Origin of the sequence: Agrobacterium sp. 10MFCol1.1, assembly GCF_000381165.1 — a bacterium.
Taxonomy (GTDB): Bacteria; Pseudomonadota; Alphaproteobacteria; order Rhizobiales; family Rhizobiaceae; genus Agrobacterium; species Agrobacterium tumefaciens.
In genome coordinates, this window is the sequence record NZ_KB906074.1 from 290,589 (window position 1) to 309,372 (window position 18,784).

20 protein-coding genes are annotated in these 18,784 nt (G+C 58.3%); 14 read left to right on the top strand and 6 right to left on the bottom strand.

The annotated features are described in order from the left end of the window. Window positions 1–247 precede the first annotated feature (247 nt). The 3 genes from choW (at window position 248) to F617_RS0109760 (ending at window position 2,988) form a co-directional block, all read left to right on the top strand. Window positions 248–1,099, top strand: a complete 852-nt coding sequence (gene choW / locus F617_RS0109750; protein WP_003513593.1) for a choline ABC transporter permease subunit — start codon at window positions 248–250, stop codon at window positions 1,097–1,099. Then, entirely contained in the window at window positions 1,096–2,142 is a 1,047-nt protein-coding gene (choV, locus tag F617_RS0109755) for a choline ABC transporter ATP-binding protein (RefSeq protein WP_003513591.1), read from the top strand. The genes choW and choV overlap by 4 nt, the downstream gene beginning before the upstream one ends. Window positions 2,143–2,664: 522 nt before the next feature. Further along, a complete protein-coding gene (locus F617_RS0109760; RefSeq protein ID WP_003513586.1) occupies window positions 2,665–2,988 on the top strand; it encodes a helix-turn-helix transcriptional regulator in 324 nt (107 codons plus the stop codon). Window positions 2,989–3,107: 119 nt separating this feature from the next. Here the strand turns inward: F617_RS0109760 and F617_RS0109765 are convergent, their stop codons facing one another. Continuing rightward, window positions 3,108–4,283, bottom strand: a complete 1,176-nt coding sequence (locus F617_RS0109765; protein WP_019565187.1) for a DUF3095 domain-containing protein — start codon at window positions 4,281–4,283, stop codon at window positions 3,108–3,110. A gap of 287 nt (window positions 4,284–4,570) precedes the next feature. Between F617_RS0109765 and F617_RS0109770 the strand changes: the two genes are divergently transcribed. The 4 genes from F617_RS0109770 (at window position 4,571) to queF (ending at window position 7,716) form a co-directional block, all read left to right on the top strand. Next, complete coding sequence (locus F617_RS0109770; protein WP_013636629.1) at window positions 4,571–5,677, top strand: branched-chain amino acid ABC transporter substrate-binding protein; 1,107 nt, start codon at window positions 4,571–4,573, stop codon at window positions 5,675–5,677. A gap of 69 nt (window positions 5,678–5,746) precedes the next feature. Further along, on the top strand, window positions 5,747–6,175 hold the full coding sequence (locus tag F617_RS0109775) for a glyoxalase superfamily protein (protein ID WP_019565188.1): 429 nt from the start codon (window positions 5,747–5,749) through the stop codon (window positions 6,173–6,175). Window positions 6,176–6,331: 156 nt separating this feature from the next. Next, a complete protein-coding gene (locus F617_RS0109780; RefSeq protein WP_003513576.1) occupies window positions 6,332–7,234 on the top strand; it encodes a cation diffusion facilitator family transporter in 903 nt (300 codons plus the stop codon). 17 nt (window positions 7,235–7,251) lie between these two features. Next, window positions 7,252–7,716, top strand: coding sequence for a preQ(1) synthase (queF, locus tag F617_RS0109785; protein WP_013636627.1), 465 nt, complete (start codon window positions 7,252–7,254; stop codon window positions 7,714–7,716). A gap of 25 nt (window positions 7,717–7,741) precedes the next feature. Here queF and F617_RS0109790 read toward each other — a convergent pair whose 3' ends face one another. Continuing rightward, on the bottom strand, window positions 7,742–8,497 hold the full coding sequence (locus tag F617_RS0109790) for a DUF2076 domain-containing protein (protein ID WP_019565190.1): 756 nt from the start codon (window positions 8,495–8,497) through the stop codon (window positions 7,742–7,744). A gap of 100 nt (window positions 8,498–8,597) precedes the next feature. After that, window positions 8,598–9,188, bottom strand: coding sequence for a HupE/UreJ family protein (locus F617_RS0109795; RefSeq protein ID WP_003513569.1), 591 nt, complete (start codon window positions 9,186–9,188; stop codon window positions 8,598–8,600). A 233-nt stretch (window positions 9,189–9,421) separates the two neighbouring features. Here F617_RS0109795 and F617_RS0109800 point away from each other — a divergent pair, with 233 nt between their 5' ends. Beyond that, a complete protein-coding gene (locus tag F617_RS0109800; RefSeq protein ID WP_003513567.1) occupies window positions 9,422–10,003 on the top strand; it encodes an ATP-dependent Clp protease proteolytic subunit in 582 nt (193 codons plus the stop codon). A gap of 116 nt (window positions 10,004–10,119) precedes the next feature. Here the strand turns inward: F617_RS0109800 and F617_RS0109805 are convergent, their stop codons facing one another. After that, on the bottom strand, window positions 10,120–10,368 hold the full coding sequence (locus tag F617_RS0109805) for a pentapeptide MXKDX repeat protein (RefSeq protein WP_019565191.1): 249 nt from the start codon (window positions 10,366–10,368) through the stop codon (window positions 10,120–10,122). 218 nt (window positions 10,369–10,586) lie between these two features. Here F617_RS0109805 and F617_RS0109810 point away from each other — a divergent pair, with 218 nt between their 5' ends. From F617_RS0109810 to leuA, 4 genes are all read left to right on the top strand, one after another. Then, on the top strand, window positions 10,587–11,102 hold the full coding sequence (locus F617_RS0109810) for a sigma-70 family RNA polymerase sigma factor (protein WP_003513560.1): 516 nt from the start codon (window positions 10,587–10,589) through the stop codon (window positions 11,100–11,102). Next, window positions 11,099–11,743, top strand: coding sequence for an NrsF family protein (locus F617_RS0109815; RefSeq protein ID WP_019565192.1), 645 nt, complete (start codon window positions 11,099–11,101; stop codon window positions 11,741–11,743). Before F617_RS0109810 ends, F617_RS0109815 begins: the two co-directional genes overlap by 4 nt. A gap of 88 nt (window positions 11,744–11,831) precedes the next feature. Beyond that, entirely contained in the window at window positions 11,832–13,019 is a 1,188-nt protein-coding gene (locus F617_RS0109820; RefSeq protein WP_026330766.1) for a benzoate/H(+) symporter BenE family transporter, read from the top strand. Window positions 13,020–13,318: 299 nt separating this feature from the next. Next, window positions 13,319–15,028, top strand: coding sequence for a 2-isopropylmalate synthase (gene leuA, locus F617_RS0109825; RefSeq protein WP_013636621.1), 1,710 nt, complete (start codon window positions 13,319–13,321; stop codon window positions 15,026–15,028). A gap of 209 nt (window positions 15,029–15,237) precedes the next feature. On the opposite strand, the gene F617_RS0109830 is transcribed toward leuA, so the two are convergent. Next, window positions 15,238–16,188, bottom strand: coding sequence for a metallophosphoesterase (locus tag F617_RS0109830; RefSeq protein ID WP_013636620.1), 951 nt, complete (start codon window positions 16,186–16,188; stop codon window positions 15,238–15,240). A gap of 66 nt (window positions 16,189–16,254) precedes the next feature. On the opposite strand from F617_RS0109830, the gene F617_RS0109835 reads away from it, so the two are divergent. Next, window positions 16,255–16,746, top strand: coding sequence for an NUDIX domain-containing protein (locus F617_RS0109835; RefSeq protein WP_019565194.1), 492 nt, complete (start codon window positions 16,255–16,257; stop codon window positions 16,744–16,746). A gap of 17 nt (window positions 16,747–16,763) precedes the next feature. Here the strand turns inward: F617_RS0109835 and F617_RS0109840 are convergent, their stop codons facing one another. Then, window positions 16,764–17,756: a glutathione S-transferase family protein gene (locus F617_RS0109840; RefSeq protein ID WP_019565195.1), complete on the bottom strand. Its 993-nt coding sequence runs from the start codon at window positions 17,754–17,756 to the stop codon at window positions 16,764–16,766. 295 nt (window positions 17,757–18,051) lie between these two features. Here F617_RS0109840 and F617_RS0109845 point away from each other — a divergent pair, with 295 nt between their 5' ends. Beyond that, window positions 18,052–18,621, top strand: a complete 570-nt coding sequence (locus F617_RS0109845; RefSeq protein ID WP_013636617.1) for a GNAT family N-acetyltransferase — start codon at window positions 18,052–18,054, stop codon at window positions 18,619–18,621. The last annotated feature ends 163 nt before the right edge of the window (window positions 18,622–18,784 follow it).

Here is an 18,784-nt window from a genome sequence, read left to right on the forward strand (position 1 = left end):
GATACTGCAGGAAATTACGATGTCCTTTGCATGATCTCGGTCCGCGAATTTTTCTCGCATCCGGGGTCACGCGCGATCCCGGTGTCCGGCAATGCTGTTGCCGGCCGTCTTTTCTGCATTAGCGGCATTTCCGGTGAAACGGGATCACCTTCAATGCCTGTCTTCTTATTTTTTTGCAATTCCGGGCCCAAAACCGTTACGCATTTTTACTGGAATTGCTCTGGTTCACGAAAGGTCTTGTCTTACCGTGGAATGGCTCAGCGCTCCTGAAAACCGCCTGCCCGTCGGCCGATATGCCAAGGAGGCCATTGACTGGCTGACCGGCAATCTCGCTTTTTTTTTCGATTGGCTTTCTTTCATTTTCCAAAGCGTCATTAACGCCCTGCTTTACGTTTTGCAGGCGCCGCATCCGCTGGTCATCGTCGCGATTGTGACGGCTCTTTCAGCCTGGACGAGGCGGTCGGTCGGCATGCCGGTCTTTACGGCGCTTGGTCTGCTGTTCATCATCAATCTCGGGTACTGGAAGGCGACGACGGAAACGCTGGCGCTCGTTCTCGCCTCCAGCGCGGTCTGCATGATCATCGGCATACCGCTTGGAATACTGGCGGCGCGGCGCAAATGGATCTATGCCGGCATGCGCCCGGTGCTGGACCTGATGCAGACCATTCCGACCTTCGTCTATCTCATTCCGGCGCTAGTGCTGTTCGGCCTCGGCATGGTTCCCGGGCTTATCGCCACCGTCATCTTCGCCATTCCCGCGCCCGTGCGCCTGACCCGTCTCGGCATCGTTTCGACGCCGCCGGCGCTGGTGGAAGCGGCCATCGCCTTCGGTGCCACGCCATCGCAGGTTCTGCGCAAGGTGGAGCTTCCCTTCGCTGCGCCGCAGATCATGGCGGGTCTTACCCAGACGATCATGCTTTCGCTCTCGATGGTGGTCATTTCCGCCCTCGTCGGAGCCAACGGCCTGGGGGTGCCGGTGGTACGCGCATTGAACACCGTCAATATCGCCATGGGCTTCGAAGCTGGGTTGTGCATCGTCATATTGGCGATCGTTCTCGACCGACTTTTCCGCCTTCCCGGCACGGAGCATGATCTATGAGTGACGCAATCATCTTCGGAAATGTCGATATCGTCTTCGGCGACCGGCCCGAGGCGGCGCTGGCGCTGATCGACAAGGGCAGCACGCGTGACGAGATCAACGAGCAGACCGGACTGGTCCTCGGCGTTGCGAATGCCTCGCTTTCGGTAAATGAGGGCGAGATACTCGTGCTCATGGGGCTTTCGGGCTCCGGTAAATCGACGCTGCTCAGGGCCGTTAACGGCCTTGCGCCTGTGGTGCGCGGCAATGTCAGCGTGAAGACGGCGTCCGGTTTTGTCGATCCCTATCGGGCGACGGCGAAGGCGCTGCGCGATCTGCGCATGCATACGGTTTCGATGGTCTTCCAGCAATTCGGCTTGCTGCCCTGGCGAAACGTTGCCGACAATGTCGGTTTCGGGCTGGAGCTTTCCGGAACGCCGGAAGCCGAACGCAAGCGCATGGTGGCCGAGCAGCTTGAGCTGGTGAACCTGTCCGCCTGGGCTGACCGCAAGGTGGGGGAGCTTTCCGGCGGCATGCAGCAGCGCGTAGGGCTGGCGCGCGCCTTCGCAACCGGAGCGCCCATTCTCTTGATGGACGAGCCGTTCTCGGCGCTCGACCCGCTCATCAGAAGCCGCCTTCAGGACGAACTTCTGGAGTTCCAGAGCCGGTTGAAGAAAACCATCCTCTTCGTCAGTCACGATCTGGACGAGGCATTCCGCATCGGCAACCGCATAGCCATGATGGAGGGCGGGCGTATCATCCAGTGCGGCACGCCGCAGCAGATCGTCAAGCAACCGGCTACGCAATATGTCGCGGATTTCGTGCAGAACATGAACCCGATCTCCATGCTGACCGCCGCGGACGTGATGAAGCCAGGCGTGGATGAACAAAACGGCCGGTTGAACGTGGCCGCCACCGCCCGTCCGACATCGCCGCTGATCGATATCCTCGATGCGCTCTCGAAACATTCCGGCGCGATCGGTGTTGTCGATAATGGCGCAATTATAGGCACGATTTCCGCAGACGAAATTGTGACAGGCCTCACTCGCCACCGCAAGAAATGAGAAACACTCGCATTGGTCGAGAAAACGAAAGGCCTTCCTCCCCGGAAGGCCTTTTTGTATTACCTAATGCTGGTATAAAGAAAAAGAATACCCAAGACATTATAAGTTATGCATTAAAATAATTACGAATAAAAAGCATATTGCAAACTTTGAGAAAATTGCGCAAAGTAAAACTAGATTCTGTACCTCCTTGCTAAATTTAAGGTGGTGTAAGGTAGTGGTCACGAAGCCAGGCATTGGAAGACAAGATTTGTGTGCTCAATTTTTGATTGTTTTTTGCTCCAAATACTACTGAGAATGTAGCAGTTTGTTGCTAAAATGACGAAAAACAGGCGAAAGTCTGAAAATTTGATCAAGATGTCCAGGTAAATGATCAATGAAGAATAGTCTTGGAGGGGGACACGATATAAGCAAGATTTAGGTATATACAACGTATCGACTGAATTATAAAAAACACCTTTTGGACCACCTATAATAGCCACCATGACGGTCTTTCCGACTGTCATCAGGAGACTTGAGCGTATGGATAACCAATCTCTGTCGGAACATAGCATCGCCGCTGCAGACTTGCTCTCAGCGATGGCAAATCCCAAGCGCCTGATGATCTTGTGCACGCTGGTGGATACGGAAGTGCCGGTCGGTGTTCTCGCCTCCCAAGTTGGTCTCAGCCAGTCCGCGCTCTCGCAACATCTTTCGAAATTGCGTGCCCAGCGGCTGGTGAAAACAAGACGGGATGCTCAGACCATCTATTATTCCAGCAATTCCGAATCCGTCAAAAAAATCCTCGCTTCCCTCGAGGAGATTTATTGCCAGGTGCAGAAGAGCAGCAAGACTGCTGCCGCTTGATCTAACGGCCATCCCACGGCCCGGCGGTGCCATTCCGTTGAAACCGGCGCATGACGCCGGTTTTTTCTTTTTTTGGCGTGTGGCTCGCATGTAATGCGGTGAAAAGTCGGCCGCGCCACTCAGGGCGAAGACGCAGCCTGTATCTGTTGCTTTAGGCGGCTTGCCGCAGCCGCATATCCACCGTCGGCACCATCGACGAAATGCATATGGTCCTTCGAAAGCGGGGAGGGCACGATACAGGTCATCAATGCGGCGTCCTGCTCGTGCAGGCCGAAATAGCAGGTGCCGGAAAGGCGCCCCAGCTCCAGCCGCGCACTGATCTTTTCGAGCCTCTCGGCGTCGATATCAACCGTCATTTTCAGGCCATCGTCGAATTTCCGGAAATCGGTGTTGCTGGCAACCGAGCGCCGATAGCGATCCGCATTAAACCGTCCGAGCGACAATCCCGTCATGCCTAGGAAATTCACGAGGAAGCTCTCGCCGAGAATGCGCAGCGAACGGCGCACCTTGCCCCAGCTATCGTGATAGGCCGCACCTGCCCTGGCTTCCAGACCGAGGCCTTCCCGCACGAAGCCCAGTTTCGGCCCATCCTCCGGTACGGGGTGGCCTTGTCTTGCGTCCTGCGTGGCCAGATCGACGAGATCGATGACCAGCTGGCGGAATGCCGGCATATCCAGTGAGGGTCCAGGCATGGCGATGATCGACACCACCTTGCCATGGGTTGCCGGAATGGGGTTCCAGCGGCATGAAAGGCCGGTCAGGTCCGGCCGACTGCCTGTCGCAACCGTAGGCAGGGCATATTGCCCCTCCTTCATCCGCGCCTCGGCCCAGCTGTTGCCGCCGCCCGAAAACATGGCGTAGGAAACATCCTCGCTTGCCTGAAAGCGCGCGACGCGAACATCGAAGCCGTTGTTGCGTATGTCCTCCACCGGAACAAGCGCCACACGCATCGAAAGGTCGAGATCGTCCTTCACCCAGCGCTGCACGTTCGAAAGGGCGGTGCGCGCAAGGGATATCCCGTTCGGTGGCACCGCAACGGCGGCTCCATCGCCACCGAACACGAAGGGCAGGTCGTGACGCCCGAGGCTGTTCGATATGCCTGAGATGACCGCAGCGCCCGCCATGTTGACGGACTTATATCTGCCGGTGCCGATCGCCCCTGTCGAATCGATGATATCGGCAATGGCCAGCGCCCATCCCGGCGGCAGGGCGCGATAAAGCGCCGGGTCGGCCACGTCCTCGAAATGTCGGAAGACGGGCAGACCCGTCAGAAATTCGTCATCTGCTGTTATCATGCCGCCATTATCCTCCTGCGGCGACCAAACGCCAAGCGTTTACGCCGTTGCGCTCGCCCGTTTCGATGACACGATCGAGCCTGGCCTGACGATAGATTTACCGCGAATAGACCTTATCCAGCAAAGGTGACTTGCATAAGCCATCAAACCTTCCGTATGAGTTGAAATGAAGGCTCGGAATTCAAAAATGGAACGGGTTTTCGCCGGGAGGCGTCCGCGAAGTTTCATTCGGTCGGCGCCCAAGGCGCTCATCGGGGCTGAGACCCCATTTCCAAGGAGACACCAGGATGAAACTGAAGACATTGACCAGCGTGACGCTTGCAGCGTCCTTCGCATTCGCACCGCTTGCCCATGCCGAAATCGTCATCGGCCTGATTGCGCCGCTTACCGGTCCCGTCGCCGCCTATGGCGACCAGGTCAAGAACGGCGCCCAGACGGCAGTCAATGAAATCAACAAGAAGGGCGGCATTCTCGGAGAGCAGGTCGTTCTGAAGCTTGCAGACGATGGCGGCGAGCCGAAGCAGGGTGTGTCGGCTGCAAACCAGTTGGTTGCCGAAGGCATCCATTTCGTCGTCGGTCCGGTCACGTCAGGCGTTGCCATTCCGGCATCGGACGTGTTTGCTGAAAACGGTGTCCTGATGATCACCCCCACGGCGACCTCGCCGGGCCTGACGAACCGTGGCCTTACCAATGTTTTCCGCACTTGCGGTCGGGACGACCAGCAGGCAGAAGTTGCGGCGAAATACGTTCTTGCCAAGCTTAAGGACAAGAAGGTCGCCATCATTCACGACAAGGGCGCTTACGGTAAGGGTCTGGCGGATGCCTTCAAGACCACGCTGAATGCCGGTGGCGTTACCGAAGTTCTCTATGACGCGCTGACACCAGGCGAAAAGGATCTCGGCGCGCTGACGGCCCGCCTGAAGTCTGAAAATGTCGATATCGTTTATTTCGGCGGTTACCATCCGGAAGCCGGTCTTCTGGTGCGTCAGTTGAACGATATCGGCGCCAAGGCTGCCGTTATCGGCGGTGACGGCCTGTCGAACAGCGAGTTCTGGAACATCGGTGCCAAGGCTGGTGAAGGCACGATCTTCACCAACGCCTCCGACGCCCTGAAGAACGCGGATTCCAAGGCTGCTGCCGAAGCTCTAAAGGCCGCCAACATTCCTGCGGAAGCCTTCACCCTTAACGCTTACGCTGCCGTCGAAGTGCTGAAGGCCGGCATCGAGAAGGCTGGAAGCGCAAAGGATTCCGAAGCGGTCATCACGGCTCTGAAGAGCGGTGACGCTTTTGCCACGGCGATCGGCAAGGTCACCTATGGCGAGAGTGGCGACCTGTCATCGCAGGCTTTCTCGCTCTACAAGTGGCAGGACGGCAAGATCGTCGCAGCCGAATAAGGATAAGGCGTACCGGCCGCATCCGTTGCGGCCGGTACCATCTCCGTTGCGTGACTAGGGGCAAGTAGAATGGGCAGTGACCTGGACGCCCGGGATGCAAGCGCGGCGGGTGGGGAAAACCTTCCTCACATTGGCTTTGCGCGGATATTCCCGATTCTCAGAATTTTCGATGAGGCCAAGGCGCGGGAATTCTATGTTGATTTTCTCGGTTTCAAGGTCGACTGGGAACACCGCTTCGGCGAAAACTTCCCGCTCTACATGCAGGTTTCGCGGGCCGGAATGGGGCTTCACCTCAGCGGCCATCATGGCGACGCGACGCCGGGCTCCAATATCTTCGCCACCATGCACGGCGTTCATGCCTTCCAAAAAGAGCTGGTCGGCAAAGACTACCGCTTCCTGAAGCCTGGTGTCGAAGAATTGCCCTGGGGCGATGTCATGGAAGTCATCGATCCATTCGGCAACCGTATCCGTTTCTGTGAGCAGAAAAGCGAGGGGTGACGTCTTCGACGTGACCTCATGGGTCTTGACCTCGGCTGCGGTTTGAACGATAGGAAGCGCAAATAACGAACCGCGTGCACGGAGACCCCGTGCGCGCGGTTCGTGCGTTTTGGCGGTCAGTTCTGCAATTCGTTCGCATCCGCACGGGGGCAAAAAATGAACACTGAAGGCAATGCACTGGTAAGGAAGCTCGCATTCTGGGGCATTCCACTTTCTTTCGGCGTGCTTGGCCTCAAGCTCGTGGCCTGGTGGGTCACAGGGTCGGTAGCGCTGCTGTCGGACGGTCTGGAATCGACCGTCAACGTTGTTGCGGCCTTCATTGCCTATTTCGTCATCCGTTATGCGCAGAAGCCCGCAGATGACGATCACCAGTTCGGCCATCACAAGGCGGAATATATCTCGGCTGTCGTCGAGGGCGTGCTGATCGTCGTCGCCGCACTTCTCATCGTGCAGGAAGCCTGGGGTGGTCTCTTCAACCCGAAGCTGCCGGAAGCGCCGGTTCTCGGTCTTGCCATCAACGCGTCAGCGGGCGTAATCAACGCCGTCTGGGCGACAATCCTCATCCGCGTCGGCCGGAAATACGCTTCTCCCGCCCTCAAGGCGGATGGTCATCATATCATGTCGGATGTCGTAACGTCGGCAGGCGTGCTGGTCGGCCTGGTTCTGGCGCTTCTGACGGGTTACGCCATTCTCGATCCGCTGCTCGCCATTCTGGTGGCCATCAACATCCTGTTCCAGGGATCGAAGGTCATTTTGCATTCGCTCGGCGGGTTGATGGACCGGGCGGTGGAACCGGAAGAAGACGAGGCGATCAAGAAGGCGATCGCCGAAAATTCCGTCGGCATCATCGGCGTGCATGATCTTAGAACCCGCCGCGCCGGTTCGGCCGCCTTCATCGATTTCCACGTCGTTGTTCCCGCCCCGATGACGGTGCGGGAGGCGCATGATATTTGCGACCGCCTTGAAGATGCCATAAGGGAAGTCATACCGGGTGCCAGCCTTGCCATTCACGTCGAGCCGGAAGGCGAAAAGGCGCATGGCGTCAAAGTGATCGTTTGAATAAGCAGGAGTTTTCCATGTCCGTGACGGATGTTTCCAGCCTGTCGCAGCTGGGCGCGAAGGTCGATACGCCCGAGAGCCCGGAAAAGGCCATTCTCGAAAAGGTGCCGAACGGCAATGCCGGTACCGATTATGTGGTGCGGTTCACAGCACCCGAATTCACCTCGCTTTGCCCGATGACCGGACAGCCGGATTTCGCCCATATCGTCATCGACTATATTGCCGGTGATTTTCTGGTGGAATCGAAGTCGCTGAAGCTGTTCCTGCAATCCTTCCGCAACCACGGCGCATTTCACGAGGATTGCTCGGTCTATATCGCCAGGCGGCTGGTGGAGCTGTTGCAGCCGAAATGGCTACGCATCGGCGCTTACTGGTATCCGCGCGGCGGTATTCCGATTGACGTTTTCTGGCAGACCGGACCGGTGCCTGAGGGCGTGTGGTTGCCGGATCAGGGTGTGCCGACCTATCGCGGCCGCGGCTGATCCGGCTTTTCACGGTTGAAAACGTTCAGGCGAACGATCCGTCGTCGCCTTGATCGAAATCGTCATCGGCGCTGTCGTCGTAGTCGGCCTGCTGGACATCGTTAATATTGTCCGGCTGGGAGGAACTGTCGCCGTAGTAGTTGTTGATGACGGTTTCTTCGACCGGTGCATTGTTGCCCAGCGGATTGCCGCCGCCGAATGGCGAGCCAATGCCGAGCGACGATGCGTGGTTGCCGAAAATACCGCTCAGCGAATTGGCGAGCAGCATGCCGCCGGCAACACCTGCAGCAGCGCCGAGCGCACCTTGCAGGAAACCGCCGCCGGACCGTCCGGCTGCTGCGGGTTGCTGGCTCCAGAGGCCACCGGGCTGCTGATCAGGTGCGCGGCCTGCTGGTGAGCCCCAGGGACCGGCTGTCTGGCCTGCGGTATCGTTGCGCCATGATGTCTGGGGCGGTGGAGAGACGGGCGCCGGAGCAGGTGATTGCTGTTGGCCGGTGCCGAAGATCGAACTCAGAAAACCACCCTGTGCGGCTGCTTGCGGGGCCGCATTACCGCTTTCCAGCGCATGGATGCGGTCTTCGAGCTGTTGGATGTGTGCTGCTGCCGCTTCCAGACCCTTTTCCTGAACAATCACCGCCTGGGCGAGATAATAAGGGGCTGCGGGCTGATCGCGCACGGCATCTGCGATCAATATTTCCGCCTCGCGGTCGCGCGGAGTGGCGGATGCGGCTTTTGTCCTGTCGAACAGGGCCTTGAGAAGTTGGCTTTCTTCCGGTGACATATGATGCCTCCTTACCGTGAAGCGGAAATCAACGATAAGGAGGTAGGTCCAAATTCAGGCTTTTCAAAGCGGCCGAAACTTTAAATTTCGGTAATGATCGTCACCCGCCGAAGGCAAGCGAAAGGCCCGCTATTGCCGTCAGCGCGCCGGCGGTACGGCTTGCGGCCGAGCCGAAACGGGCAATGCGCAGGCCAAGCACGATGCCTGCGAGATGCAGGATCGCGGTTGCTATCATGAAACCGATGCCGAATTGCAGGGCGCCGGCGCTGCCGAGTTCACCGCCATGGGCATGGCCGTGGAAAAGGGCAAAAGCGCCGACCACGGCCGCAGCGGCTGCCGTCGGCAGCTTTGCCGCAATCGTGACCAGCAGGCCGAGGCCGATGACGGAGGCCAGGATGGCCGGTTCAACAAACGGAAGGCCGATGCCATAAACGGCCATCAGGAAACCAATGGCCATGGTGCCGACGAAGGCGGCAGGCACGATCCACAGCGCCTTGCGGTCATTCTGCGCCATGGCGATCTGCGATGCCCAGAGACCGACGGCAACCATTGCCAGAATATGATCCGCACCGAAGAAGGGGTGGGAGACGCCAGCCATGAAGGAGCCGTGTTCTTCGGGGTTCAAATGGGCGAAAGCGGGCAGGGCGGTGGCGCCGAGCGCTGCGGCAGCAAGGCTTAGTCTTTTCAGCATGATTCCCTCTTTTGATTATCGCCGCCAGCAAGGGGATCTTGGGGTTCCCGCAATCGGCGGCACTGCAATGAGGACCTGACGATACCGCGAACCCGGAGAGGCTGTCCATGCGTCATCTGCCGGGGGCGATGTTTATTGTTGGGGCGCAAACCTTGCCTTTTTTGCTCATTGCCTTACGTAACAAGTCGCACTATGTCCGAAGGGCATGCATGAATTACGCTGGAGAGCCGCTGATGAACGAAGACGAAGACGACAAGAGCAAGGAACTGCCGATCGGCAAGGAAACGGAAGCGAATCTTTTCAAGTCGCGTTCGATCTTCATCTATGGTGGCATCACGCAGGAACTGGCGCAGAAGGTCTGCACGCAGCTCGTGGCACTTGCCGCCGCCAGCGACGACGACATTCGCGTTTACGTCAATTCGCCGGGCGGCCATGTCGAATCGGGTGATTCGATCCATGACATGATCAAGTTCATCAAGCCGAAGGTTTATATCATCGGTACGGGCTGGGTCGCTTCCGCTGGCGCGCTGATCTATGTTTCGGTGCCGAAGGAACGTCGCCTTTGCCTGCCGAACACCCGCTTCCTGCTGCACCAGCCCTCCGGCGGCACGCGCGGCATGGCATCCGACATCGAAATCCAGGCCCGCGAAATCATCAAGATGAACCAGCGCCTGATCAAGATCTTCGCCAAGGCCACCGGCCAGAGCGAAGAAAAGATCGCCAAGGACATCGATCGCGATTACTGGCTCGGCGCTGAAGAAGCCAAGGGCTACGGCCTCGTCGGCAAGATCGTCGAGAGCCAGTCGGAAGTCTAAGGTTTTGATTTTTAGTTGAGAGAGCCCGTGCCGGTGGAAACCGGCACGGGCTTTTTTCATTCAGGCCGGATGATACGTGCCGCTTCCGGTCATGTGCATTGAATGTTCGGCCGGCATCACTTCATCGTGTTGCAGGCCTTCATCATGTCGGCTTTTTTCATCTTGTTCATTTCCATGTCAGCCTTGTGCATGCAGTCCTTTTTGGATGCCATGGACATGTCGCTTTTTTTCATCGTCTGCGTCTTCATGGTGTCGTTGTGCATTTTCGTCATATCGGTTTTCATGCCGTCGGCATGGGCGATGCCTGCGAAAGAAAGAACAGACAGCATGGAAGCGGTGGTGATGGCGGTGAAAATGCGGGTCATGAAAGATCTCCTCTGGACGTCATTAAATGTCCGCCGGCGTTTCACCGGGGCTCACGATTGTCCATTCGGTGGGGGCCCGTGTGTCGTTACACGCTCACGCGTTTGTGACATCATATTCGGGCGAGATTCTTTTCACGCCATTATGTAACAATATCCCGCCGATTGCGAATAACCCGATAGTGACGATGACAGGCAGCCTTTCGGAAGAGACATTAAAAATGCTGATGCTGCGTTCCCTCGATGGGGACGAGGGCGCTTACAGGCATTTGCTCCATGCCCTACGCAGGCTGCTGACAGCCTATTTCGACCGGCGCATGAGGGCCGCTTCACGGGGGGATGTGGAAGATCTCGTTCAGGAAACCCTGTTGTCGCTTCACGCCAAACGCGAGACCTATGATCGAGCAAGGCCTTTTACCGCCTGGTTCTTTTCGATAGCGCGCTACAAACTCATCGATCACTACAGGGGCAGGGGTGCGCGCCAGCTTTCGGAAGTGGAACTTGATGAGACGCTGGAAGCGGGATCGTCCGTCGATCAGGTCACGGCACGTATGGATGTGGAACGGTTGCTCGACGAGTTGCCGCAGCGGCAACGCGACCTCATTCGCAGGGTAAAACTCGAGGGTCAGTCAATCGCCGAAGCGGCCCAAAAATCCGGCCAGACCGAGCTTGCGGCGAGGGTCGGCATTCACAGGACGCTTAAAATGCTGGCGGCAAAGTTGCGAGGCGAAACGTGAGGAAGACGGAAGACATCATTGAACAACTGGCAAGCGGCCTCAAGCCCGTGCCTGCCTTGTCACTGGAGCGTCGGCTGGCGCTGGCCGTCCTGCCCGGCCTTGGCGTTTCGCTGTTGCTGATGCTTGCCATTCTCGGGCCGCGGGTCGACATGCACGACGCCTTGACCGAGCTGGGTTTCTGGATCAAGTCCGCCTATAACGCCCTGCTGGCCCTGACTGCGTTTTTCGCGGTCGGCCGCCTTACCCGCCCCGAGGGGAACAGCGGCTGCCTTTTCGTTTGGCTTGCGCTAATTTTCGTTGTGATGGCGGCGATAGCGCTCGTACAGCTGGGGTTTGCCTTTCCGGACAATTACAGGACGCTTGTTCTGGGGTCGTCCGCGCTGCATTGCCCGTTTTTGATCGTCGCTTTCGCGCTTCCGGTATTCCTGGCGAATTTTTCAGTTCTCAAACGCTCAGCCCCGGCTGATCCAGCCCTGGCAGGTTTTGTGGCTGGCATTGCGGCGGGTGCAGCCGGAGCCTGGGTTTATTCCTGGTTCTGCACCGAAAACGGCATGGCTTTCGTGCTGATCTGGTATTCGCTTGGCATTTTCATCACCGGCCTGATCGGCGCTTTTGCCGGTTCGCGTTTTCTGCGCTGGTAAAAGGCGTACCTGTTCAGCCTGCGGGCATCTTGCCAGCGGTTGGGTTTTTTGATCTTCAAGGGAAACAGAAGATCCGGGAACCGCCATGTTGATGAGAGATTTTTCCGTACAGAGCCTGTTCATGGGGTGCCTGACCGCCTTTGTCGGCTTTGCCAGTTCTTTCGCCGTGGTGTTGCAGGGCCTGAAGGCTGTGGGTGCGACGGATTTCGAGGCAGCGTCTGGGCTGATGGCGCTTTCGGTGGCGATGGGGGTTTGCGCGATAGCGCTTTCAGTCGCGACGCGGATGCCTGTCAGCATCGCATGGTCGACACCTGGTGCAGCCTTGCTGGCGACCACGGGCGTGATCGAGGGCGGTTTTCCGGCCGCCGTGGGCGGGTTCATCATCTGCGCCATATTGATCATCATTGCCGGCCTGTTCCGGCCGCTCGGAAAGGCGGTGGCCTCCATTCCAGCGCCACTTGCCAACGCCATGCTCTCCGGGGTCATCATCGGCCTGTGTTTTGCGCCGATCAAGGCGATCGGCTTTAACCCGGCGCTCGGATTGCCGATCATTCTTGCCTGGATCGTGGTGGGAGCCTTTAAACGACTTTTCGCCGTGCCTGCGGCACTTGCCGCTTTCGTGCTGGTGATGATCTTCGGTGTCGATATTCCGGCGGGGGCGCTTGACCGTGTGGCGCAATCGCTGACGCCTCCGATGGAGTGGGTAACGCCCGTCTTCAGCCTGCACGCTGTCATTTCCATCGCGCTGCCGCTCTTCATAGTCACCATGGCGTCGCAGAATATTCCCGGTATCGCAGTGCTGAAGGTCAATCACTACGATCCGCAGCCCGGACCGCTTTTCGCGGCGACCGGGTTCTTCTCATTGCTTTCCGCACCCTTCGGCGGCCATGCGGTCAATCTTGCCGCGATTACGGCGGCGATGTGCGCTGGCGAGGACGCCCATCCTGATCCGAAACGGCGCTATTGGGCGGCGATCATCGGCGGTTTGGGCTACATCGTCTTCGGCCTGCTGGCGGGCGCGGTCACGGCTTTCGTGGCACTGGCGCCGCCTATCCTCATTCAGGCGGTGGCGGGGCTTGCACTGGTGGGCGCCTTTTCCGGCTCTGCCGTTGCGGCTTTCAAGGATCCGGAAACACGCGAGGCAGCGGCGATCACCTTCCTCATCACCGCCTCCGGCCTTTCCTTCGCCGGTGTCTCCGGTGCCTTCTGGGGGCTGATCGGTGGCGGGTTGATGATGGCGTTGACTGGTTTCGTAAAAGGATTGAAGCGACAATAGCCCTTGCATCCAAATATTTCGCCGATTATAAGCTTGCCCATGAGCAACAGCATCGCAACCATTTCCGGCATGAGCGCGCAGATTTCTGCGATTGCCTCTCCGTGCGGTGCACTCTCGCTTCTTAGCCTCGACCTTACACGCGGTTGCCGGGTCCAGTGAGGAGCGCCCGGCGGCCGAAAGCCCGCTGGCGCAAATGCTCCTCATCTCGAAATCTCATTTTATACTGGATTTAGGCCCTTGAGGGCCGCGCATCCGCCGATGGCTCGAGAAGCCCGCGGAATGCGCAAGGAGGAAGCGAAATGGACGGCAAGATCACCAATATTTCCAAAGGCATGTCGGACGCGAACGTCAAGTATCGCCCTTACCCGACCATCAATATTCCTGACCGCACGTGGCCGGGCAAGACCATCACCAAGGCGCCGATCTGGTGTTCGGTGGACCTGCGTGACGGCAACCAGTCGCTGGTCAACCCCATGGGCCATGACCGCAAGGCCCGCATGTTCAAGCTGCTGCTCGAAATGGGCTTCAAGGAAATCGAGATCGGTTTCCCTTCCGCTTCGCAGACGGACTTCGATTTTGCCCGCTGGTGCGTGGAGCAGGGCAATGTGCCTGAGGATGTTTCCCTGCAGGTGCTGGTGCAGTGCCGTCCGGAACTGATCACCCGCACCTTCGAAGCGCTGGAAGGCGCCAACAAGCCGATCATCCACTTCTACAACTCCACCTCGGAATTGCAGCGCCGCGTGGTATTCGGCAAGGATGTACACGGCATCAAGCAGATTGCCGTCGATGCCGCCAAGATGATCACCGACATGGCGGCCAAGGCCGGCGGCGGTTTCCGCTTCGAATATTCTCCGGAAAGCTTTACCGGCACCGAGCTGGAAGTGGCGCTGGAAATCTGCAATGCCGTGGTCGAGGTGGTGAAGCCGACGGCGGATAACAAGCTGATCCTGAACCTGCCTTCCACTGTCGAAATGGCGACACCGAACATCTATGCCGACCAGATCGAATGGATGTGCCGCAATATCGATAATCGCGAAAACGTCATCATTTCGCTGCATCCGCACAACGACCGCGGCACTGGCATCGCTGCGACGGAGCTGGCTCTGATGGCCGGTGCGGACCGCGTCGAGGGCACGCTGTTCGGCAATGGCGAGCGCACCGGCAATGTCGACGTCGTGACGCTGGCGCTGAACATGTATACGCAGGGCGTCGATCCTGAGCTGGATTGCCGCGATATTGAGCGCATCAAGGCGGTCTACGAATATTCGAACGAGATGACGATCCCCGAGCGCCACCCTTATGTCGGCGAACTGGTCTATACGGCGTTTTCCGGCTCGCATCAGGATGCGATCAACAAGGGTATGAAGGCGATCAAGGTTGCCAATCACCCGGTATGGGAAGTGCCCTATCTGCCGATCGATCCGAAGGATGTCGGCCGCTCCTACGAAGCGATCATCCGCATCAATTCGCAGTCCGGCAAGGGCGGAATCGCCTATATTCTCCAGCAGGATTACGGCATCAACCTGCCGCGCAACCTGCAGGTGGAGTTCCGCGAAGACATCCAGCGCATCACCGATGAAGAGGGCGTGGAACTGCCGGCCAAGCGCATCTACGAGCGCTTCATGGAGCGTTACGTGACTCAGCCGAATGCGCGCATCAAGTTCGTCGATCACCACACCTATCCGGCGGGCGATTTCAAGGGCGTGCGCATTGTCGCCGCCGAAATCACCGATAACGGTGAGGTGAAGCGCATCGAGGGCAAGGGCACCGGTCCTATCGACGGGTTCATCAATGCGCTGTCGGTCTATCTCGGCATCGATCTGTCGGTGAATGATTATTCCGAGCATTCGCTGCAACATGGGTCCAATGCTTCCGCCATTGCCTATGTTGAGATGGAGCATCCGGGCGGAAAATTGTTCGGCGCCGGGGTGAATACGAATATTGTTGGCGCTTCGCTGGAGGCGATTGTTTCGGCGGCCAATCGGGTGCTGGAAGAGCGGGTTAAGTAAAGTTGGCGTTTGGGGGTGGGGCTACCCCCTCTGTCCTGCCGGACATCTCCCCCACAATGGGGGAGATCGACCTGAGGCACGGTCTCGCCCATCTCAACGTTCAGAATGAATTGACGAAAGAGCGTCTTGCCGATCTCCCCCTTGTGGGGGAGATGCCCGGCAGGGCAGAGGGGGGTGAGCCACAGACTCTAACCTCAACACTCCGGAGTTTATCGCCCCAGCCGCGAGAACCCCAACGGCCTACCATTCTCATAAAATACCCTGATATCTTCAAGCCCGATACCCGTTCCGGTATCGTTGAGGCTGTGGCGTTCACAGGCGACGTTCCAGGTGCCGGGGCCACCGGAAATATGGAAGAGATTATAGGCCGCGCGCGGTTTTTCGCCGCCCGGTCCCTGGCTGGCGGAGGCGATGCCGACGACCGGGATGTGCTCTTGCCCGTGGTGAGTGTTCAGCCAGTATACGGTGTTCAAATGGGTGTGGCCATGCAGCACGAGCTCGGCGCCGCCAACGCCAAGCGCTGCCGCGAAACGGCGAATGCCGAACATGCGCTTGTGCGCAGCCGCCGCACCGCGGATCGGTGGGTGATGGATCATCACCACGCGGAACAGCCCCTGTTCACCGGCTTTTTTTAAGAGTTCCGCGGTTGCGCGTGCTTGACGGTTGCCGAAATAGCCGGTGGCCGAGAAGGGCGGCGTTGCAATCGAGGTGGAGCAGCCGATCAGTGCGACGGGACCGCGCACGCGCATATAGGGGAAAATCTTGCGGTCATCGTCCCATTCCGCCGGGTCGCCATCGCCCCGCACATAAGGATACCAGGCGCGCATGGCCTTGTCGTGCGCGCCGGAAACATAGGCGTCATGATTGCCGGGAACGACCGAGATCTTTTCAGGGTCGCCGACTTCTTCAAGCCAGTCGGCGGCGGCGCGAATTTCAATGCCTGTCGCAAGATTGACGAGATCGCCGGTAATAGCCAGATGATCCGGCGATTTGGCTTCGAGATCATCGAGCAGCTTTTCCAGTGTGTCGGTGAAAAGGTGCTTGCGGCGGTTGCGGTGCCAGTTGACGAAACCGGTGATACGCTTGGATGCAAGTTCCCGGAAAGTAAGTTTTGGCAATGGCCCGAGATGGACGTCTGAAATATGCGCAAGTTTGAACATGGCGGCAGAGATAACCTATGATATGCGGCACGTCCAATAAAAGCCTGCCGGCAAGGAGAAACCAGGGTGAATGACGAGAGAACCGAGCGGCAGGCCCGTCCGTTCCACACGCGTATCCTTATCCGCCTGCTTCATTTCGTTTTTCTGTTCACACGCGGTGCCACCCTCGGTGTGCGTGCGCTCTGCTTCGATGATGCGGGACGGATTTTTCTGGTGCGGCATACCTATCTGCCCGGCTGGTATCTGCCCGGCGGCGGGGTGGAACGCGGTGAAACGCTGCTGATGGCGCTCAACAAGGAAATCCGCGAGGAAGGCAATCTCGAGGCTGCGTCGATCCCCGAGCTTGTCCATGTCTACCTCAATCTGGAAGGCAGCAACCGCGATCATGTGGCGCTCTACCGGCTTCAGGTCACCCAGACCACGCCGAAAAAACCGGATCATGAAATCACCGAAAGCGGTTTTTTCGATCTCTCGGACCTGCCGGAAAATGTGACGCCCGCCACCCGCCGCCGCCTTGCCGAACTTTCCGGCAAAGCGGCGATTGCCGACTACTGGTAGCGGCGGCGTCTCTGCCGTCAGGTAAGCGTCTCACGGCCATGGGCCATGGTCAGGTCCAGGTCCGGGCCAACGGGCACGATACCTGTCGGGTTGATGGTGAGGTGGCTGCGATAATAATGTTCCTTGATGTGGCGGATATCGACTGTGTCCGGCACGCCTGGTGTCTGGTAGAGGTCGCGGAGGTAACCCGTGAGATGCGGGTAATCGTGAATGCGGCGGATGTTGCACTTGAAGTGGCCGACATAAACAGGGTCGAATCGCACCAGCGTGGTGAAGAGACGCCAGTCAGCTTCCGTCTGTCCTGCACCGAACAGGAAACGGCGGTCCTCCAGCCGGTCTTCCAGCATATCAAGCGTTTCAAACACCTTCACGGCATTTTGCTGATAAGCATCCTGGGTGGTGGCGAAACCGGCCTTGTAGACGCCGTTGTTGACGGTGTCGTAGATAACGTCGTTCAGTGCATCGATGTCGGCGCGCAGTGCTTCGGGATAATATTCCGCCGCCGATCCGGTGAGGTCGTTGAAGGCCACGTTGAACATGCGGATGATTTCGGCCGATTCATTGGAGACGATGGTGCCGCGTTCTTTGTCCCACAGTACCGGCACGGTCACCCGTCCCGAATAGTTGGCATCCGCTTTGGTATAGACCTGCCACAGTGTGGAGAAGCCGAAGAGGTGGTCCTCGGTTGCACCCGGAGTGCGTTCGCCTTGCGGTCTGAACTCCCAGCCGTTTTCCAGCATCAGCGGATCGACGACGGAAACGGAAATCAGGTCTTCCAGCTTTTTCAGTTTACGGAAAATCAGGGTGCGATGCGCCCAGGGGCAGGCGAGCGACACATAGAGGTGGTAGCGATCCTTTTCGGCCTTGAAGCCACCTTCGCCGGAAGGCCCGGGCGCGCCATCCACCGTTACCCAGTTGCGAAATTGCGAGGCGCTGCGCTTGAAGTGCCCCTTGGTTTCCTTGGTGTCGTACCAGACGTCTTTCCATACGCCTTCCACCAGCATGCCCATGATGATCTCCTTGATTGTTTCCTTGACCGCAATCCTAACCGTTTAGCGCGGTGCCGCGAACCCGTGGCGCATTGAACAATGCGTTTCCGGTCTCGCATGGGCTGAATGGGATAGTGCCGAGATTTGTTCTGGACGGGTGGGAATTTTCCTGATAATTGCGATTTTCACAAATCTGAGGAAATTGTAGATTATGATCGAAACACGGATGCTCCGACGACGCTGACGCTCCTGACGCCTTTACCGGCGCAGCCGTCATCTATTGTCGCATCCGCATTTTGGAAGTTTCGGTCTCTTCATGTCCAAGCACGATCTTGTCTACCTCACAGAGGACGCGTCGCACGACGCCATCATCGAAATCATCAACGAAGAAGCATTCGGCCCCGGTCGGCACACCCGTGCCGCCGCGCGTATTCGCGAGCAGGGTCCGCATGACCGGTCGCTGTCCTTCGTCTGCGCCGATGATGGCGAGACGATCGCTTCGGTGCGCATGACGCCGGTTCTGGCCGGTGGGGTGAAAGGCCATATGCTCGGCCCGCTTGCCGTGCGGCCTTCGCACAAGAACATGGGCATCGGTCGTGAACTCGTCCGGATTGCTATCGCTGCCGCCCGGCGGAAGGGTTCGGAGGCCGTCATTCTGATCGGCGATCCGCCCTATTACATGCCGCTCGGTTTCGAAAAGGTCGCCTACGCCGCGCTTGATTTTCCAGGCCCGGTGGATCCGAACCGGGTGCTGGTCGTGCCTGTTGGTGACGACGTGCACCAGCGGCTGAAGGGCAAGATCGGCTGGCGCAAATGCGAGGCCGCCATGCCTGCAGCCCAGGCGGAAGACGACGGCTTCGAAGAGCCTCTTCGGGTTTACGGCTGACGGATTTCGTTACGTCGGATTTCCCGCCCCTCACCAGTGCGTCCTTTTCCCTCATTCCTGTGATAGGCACAGAAATGAGGGACGGGGCGTTGAGTCGCCCATATACTGGCCGGTTATTTCGCTAAAGACGACGGGATGGTGTTCTGCCTTGAAACCATGCATC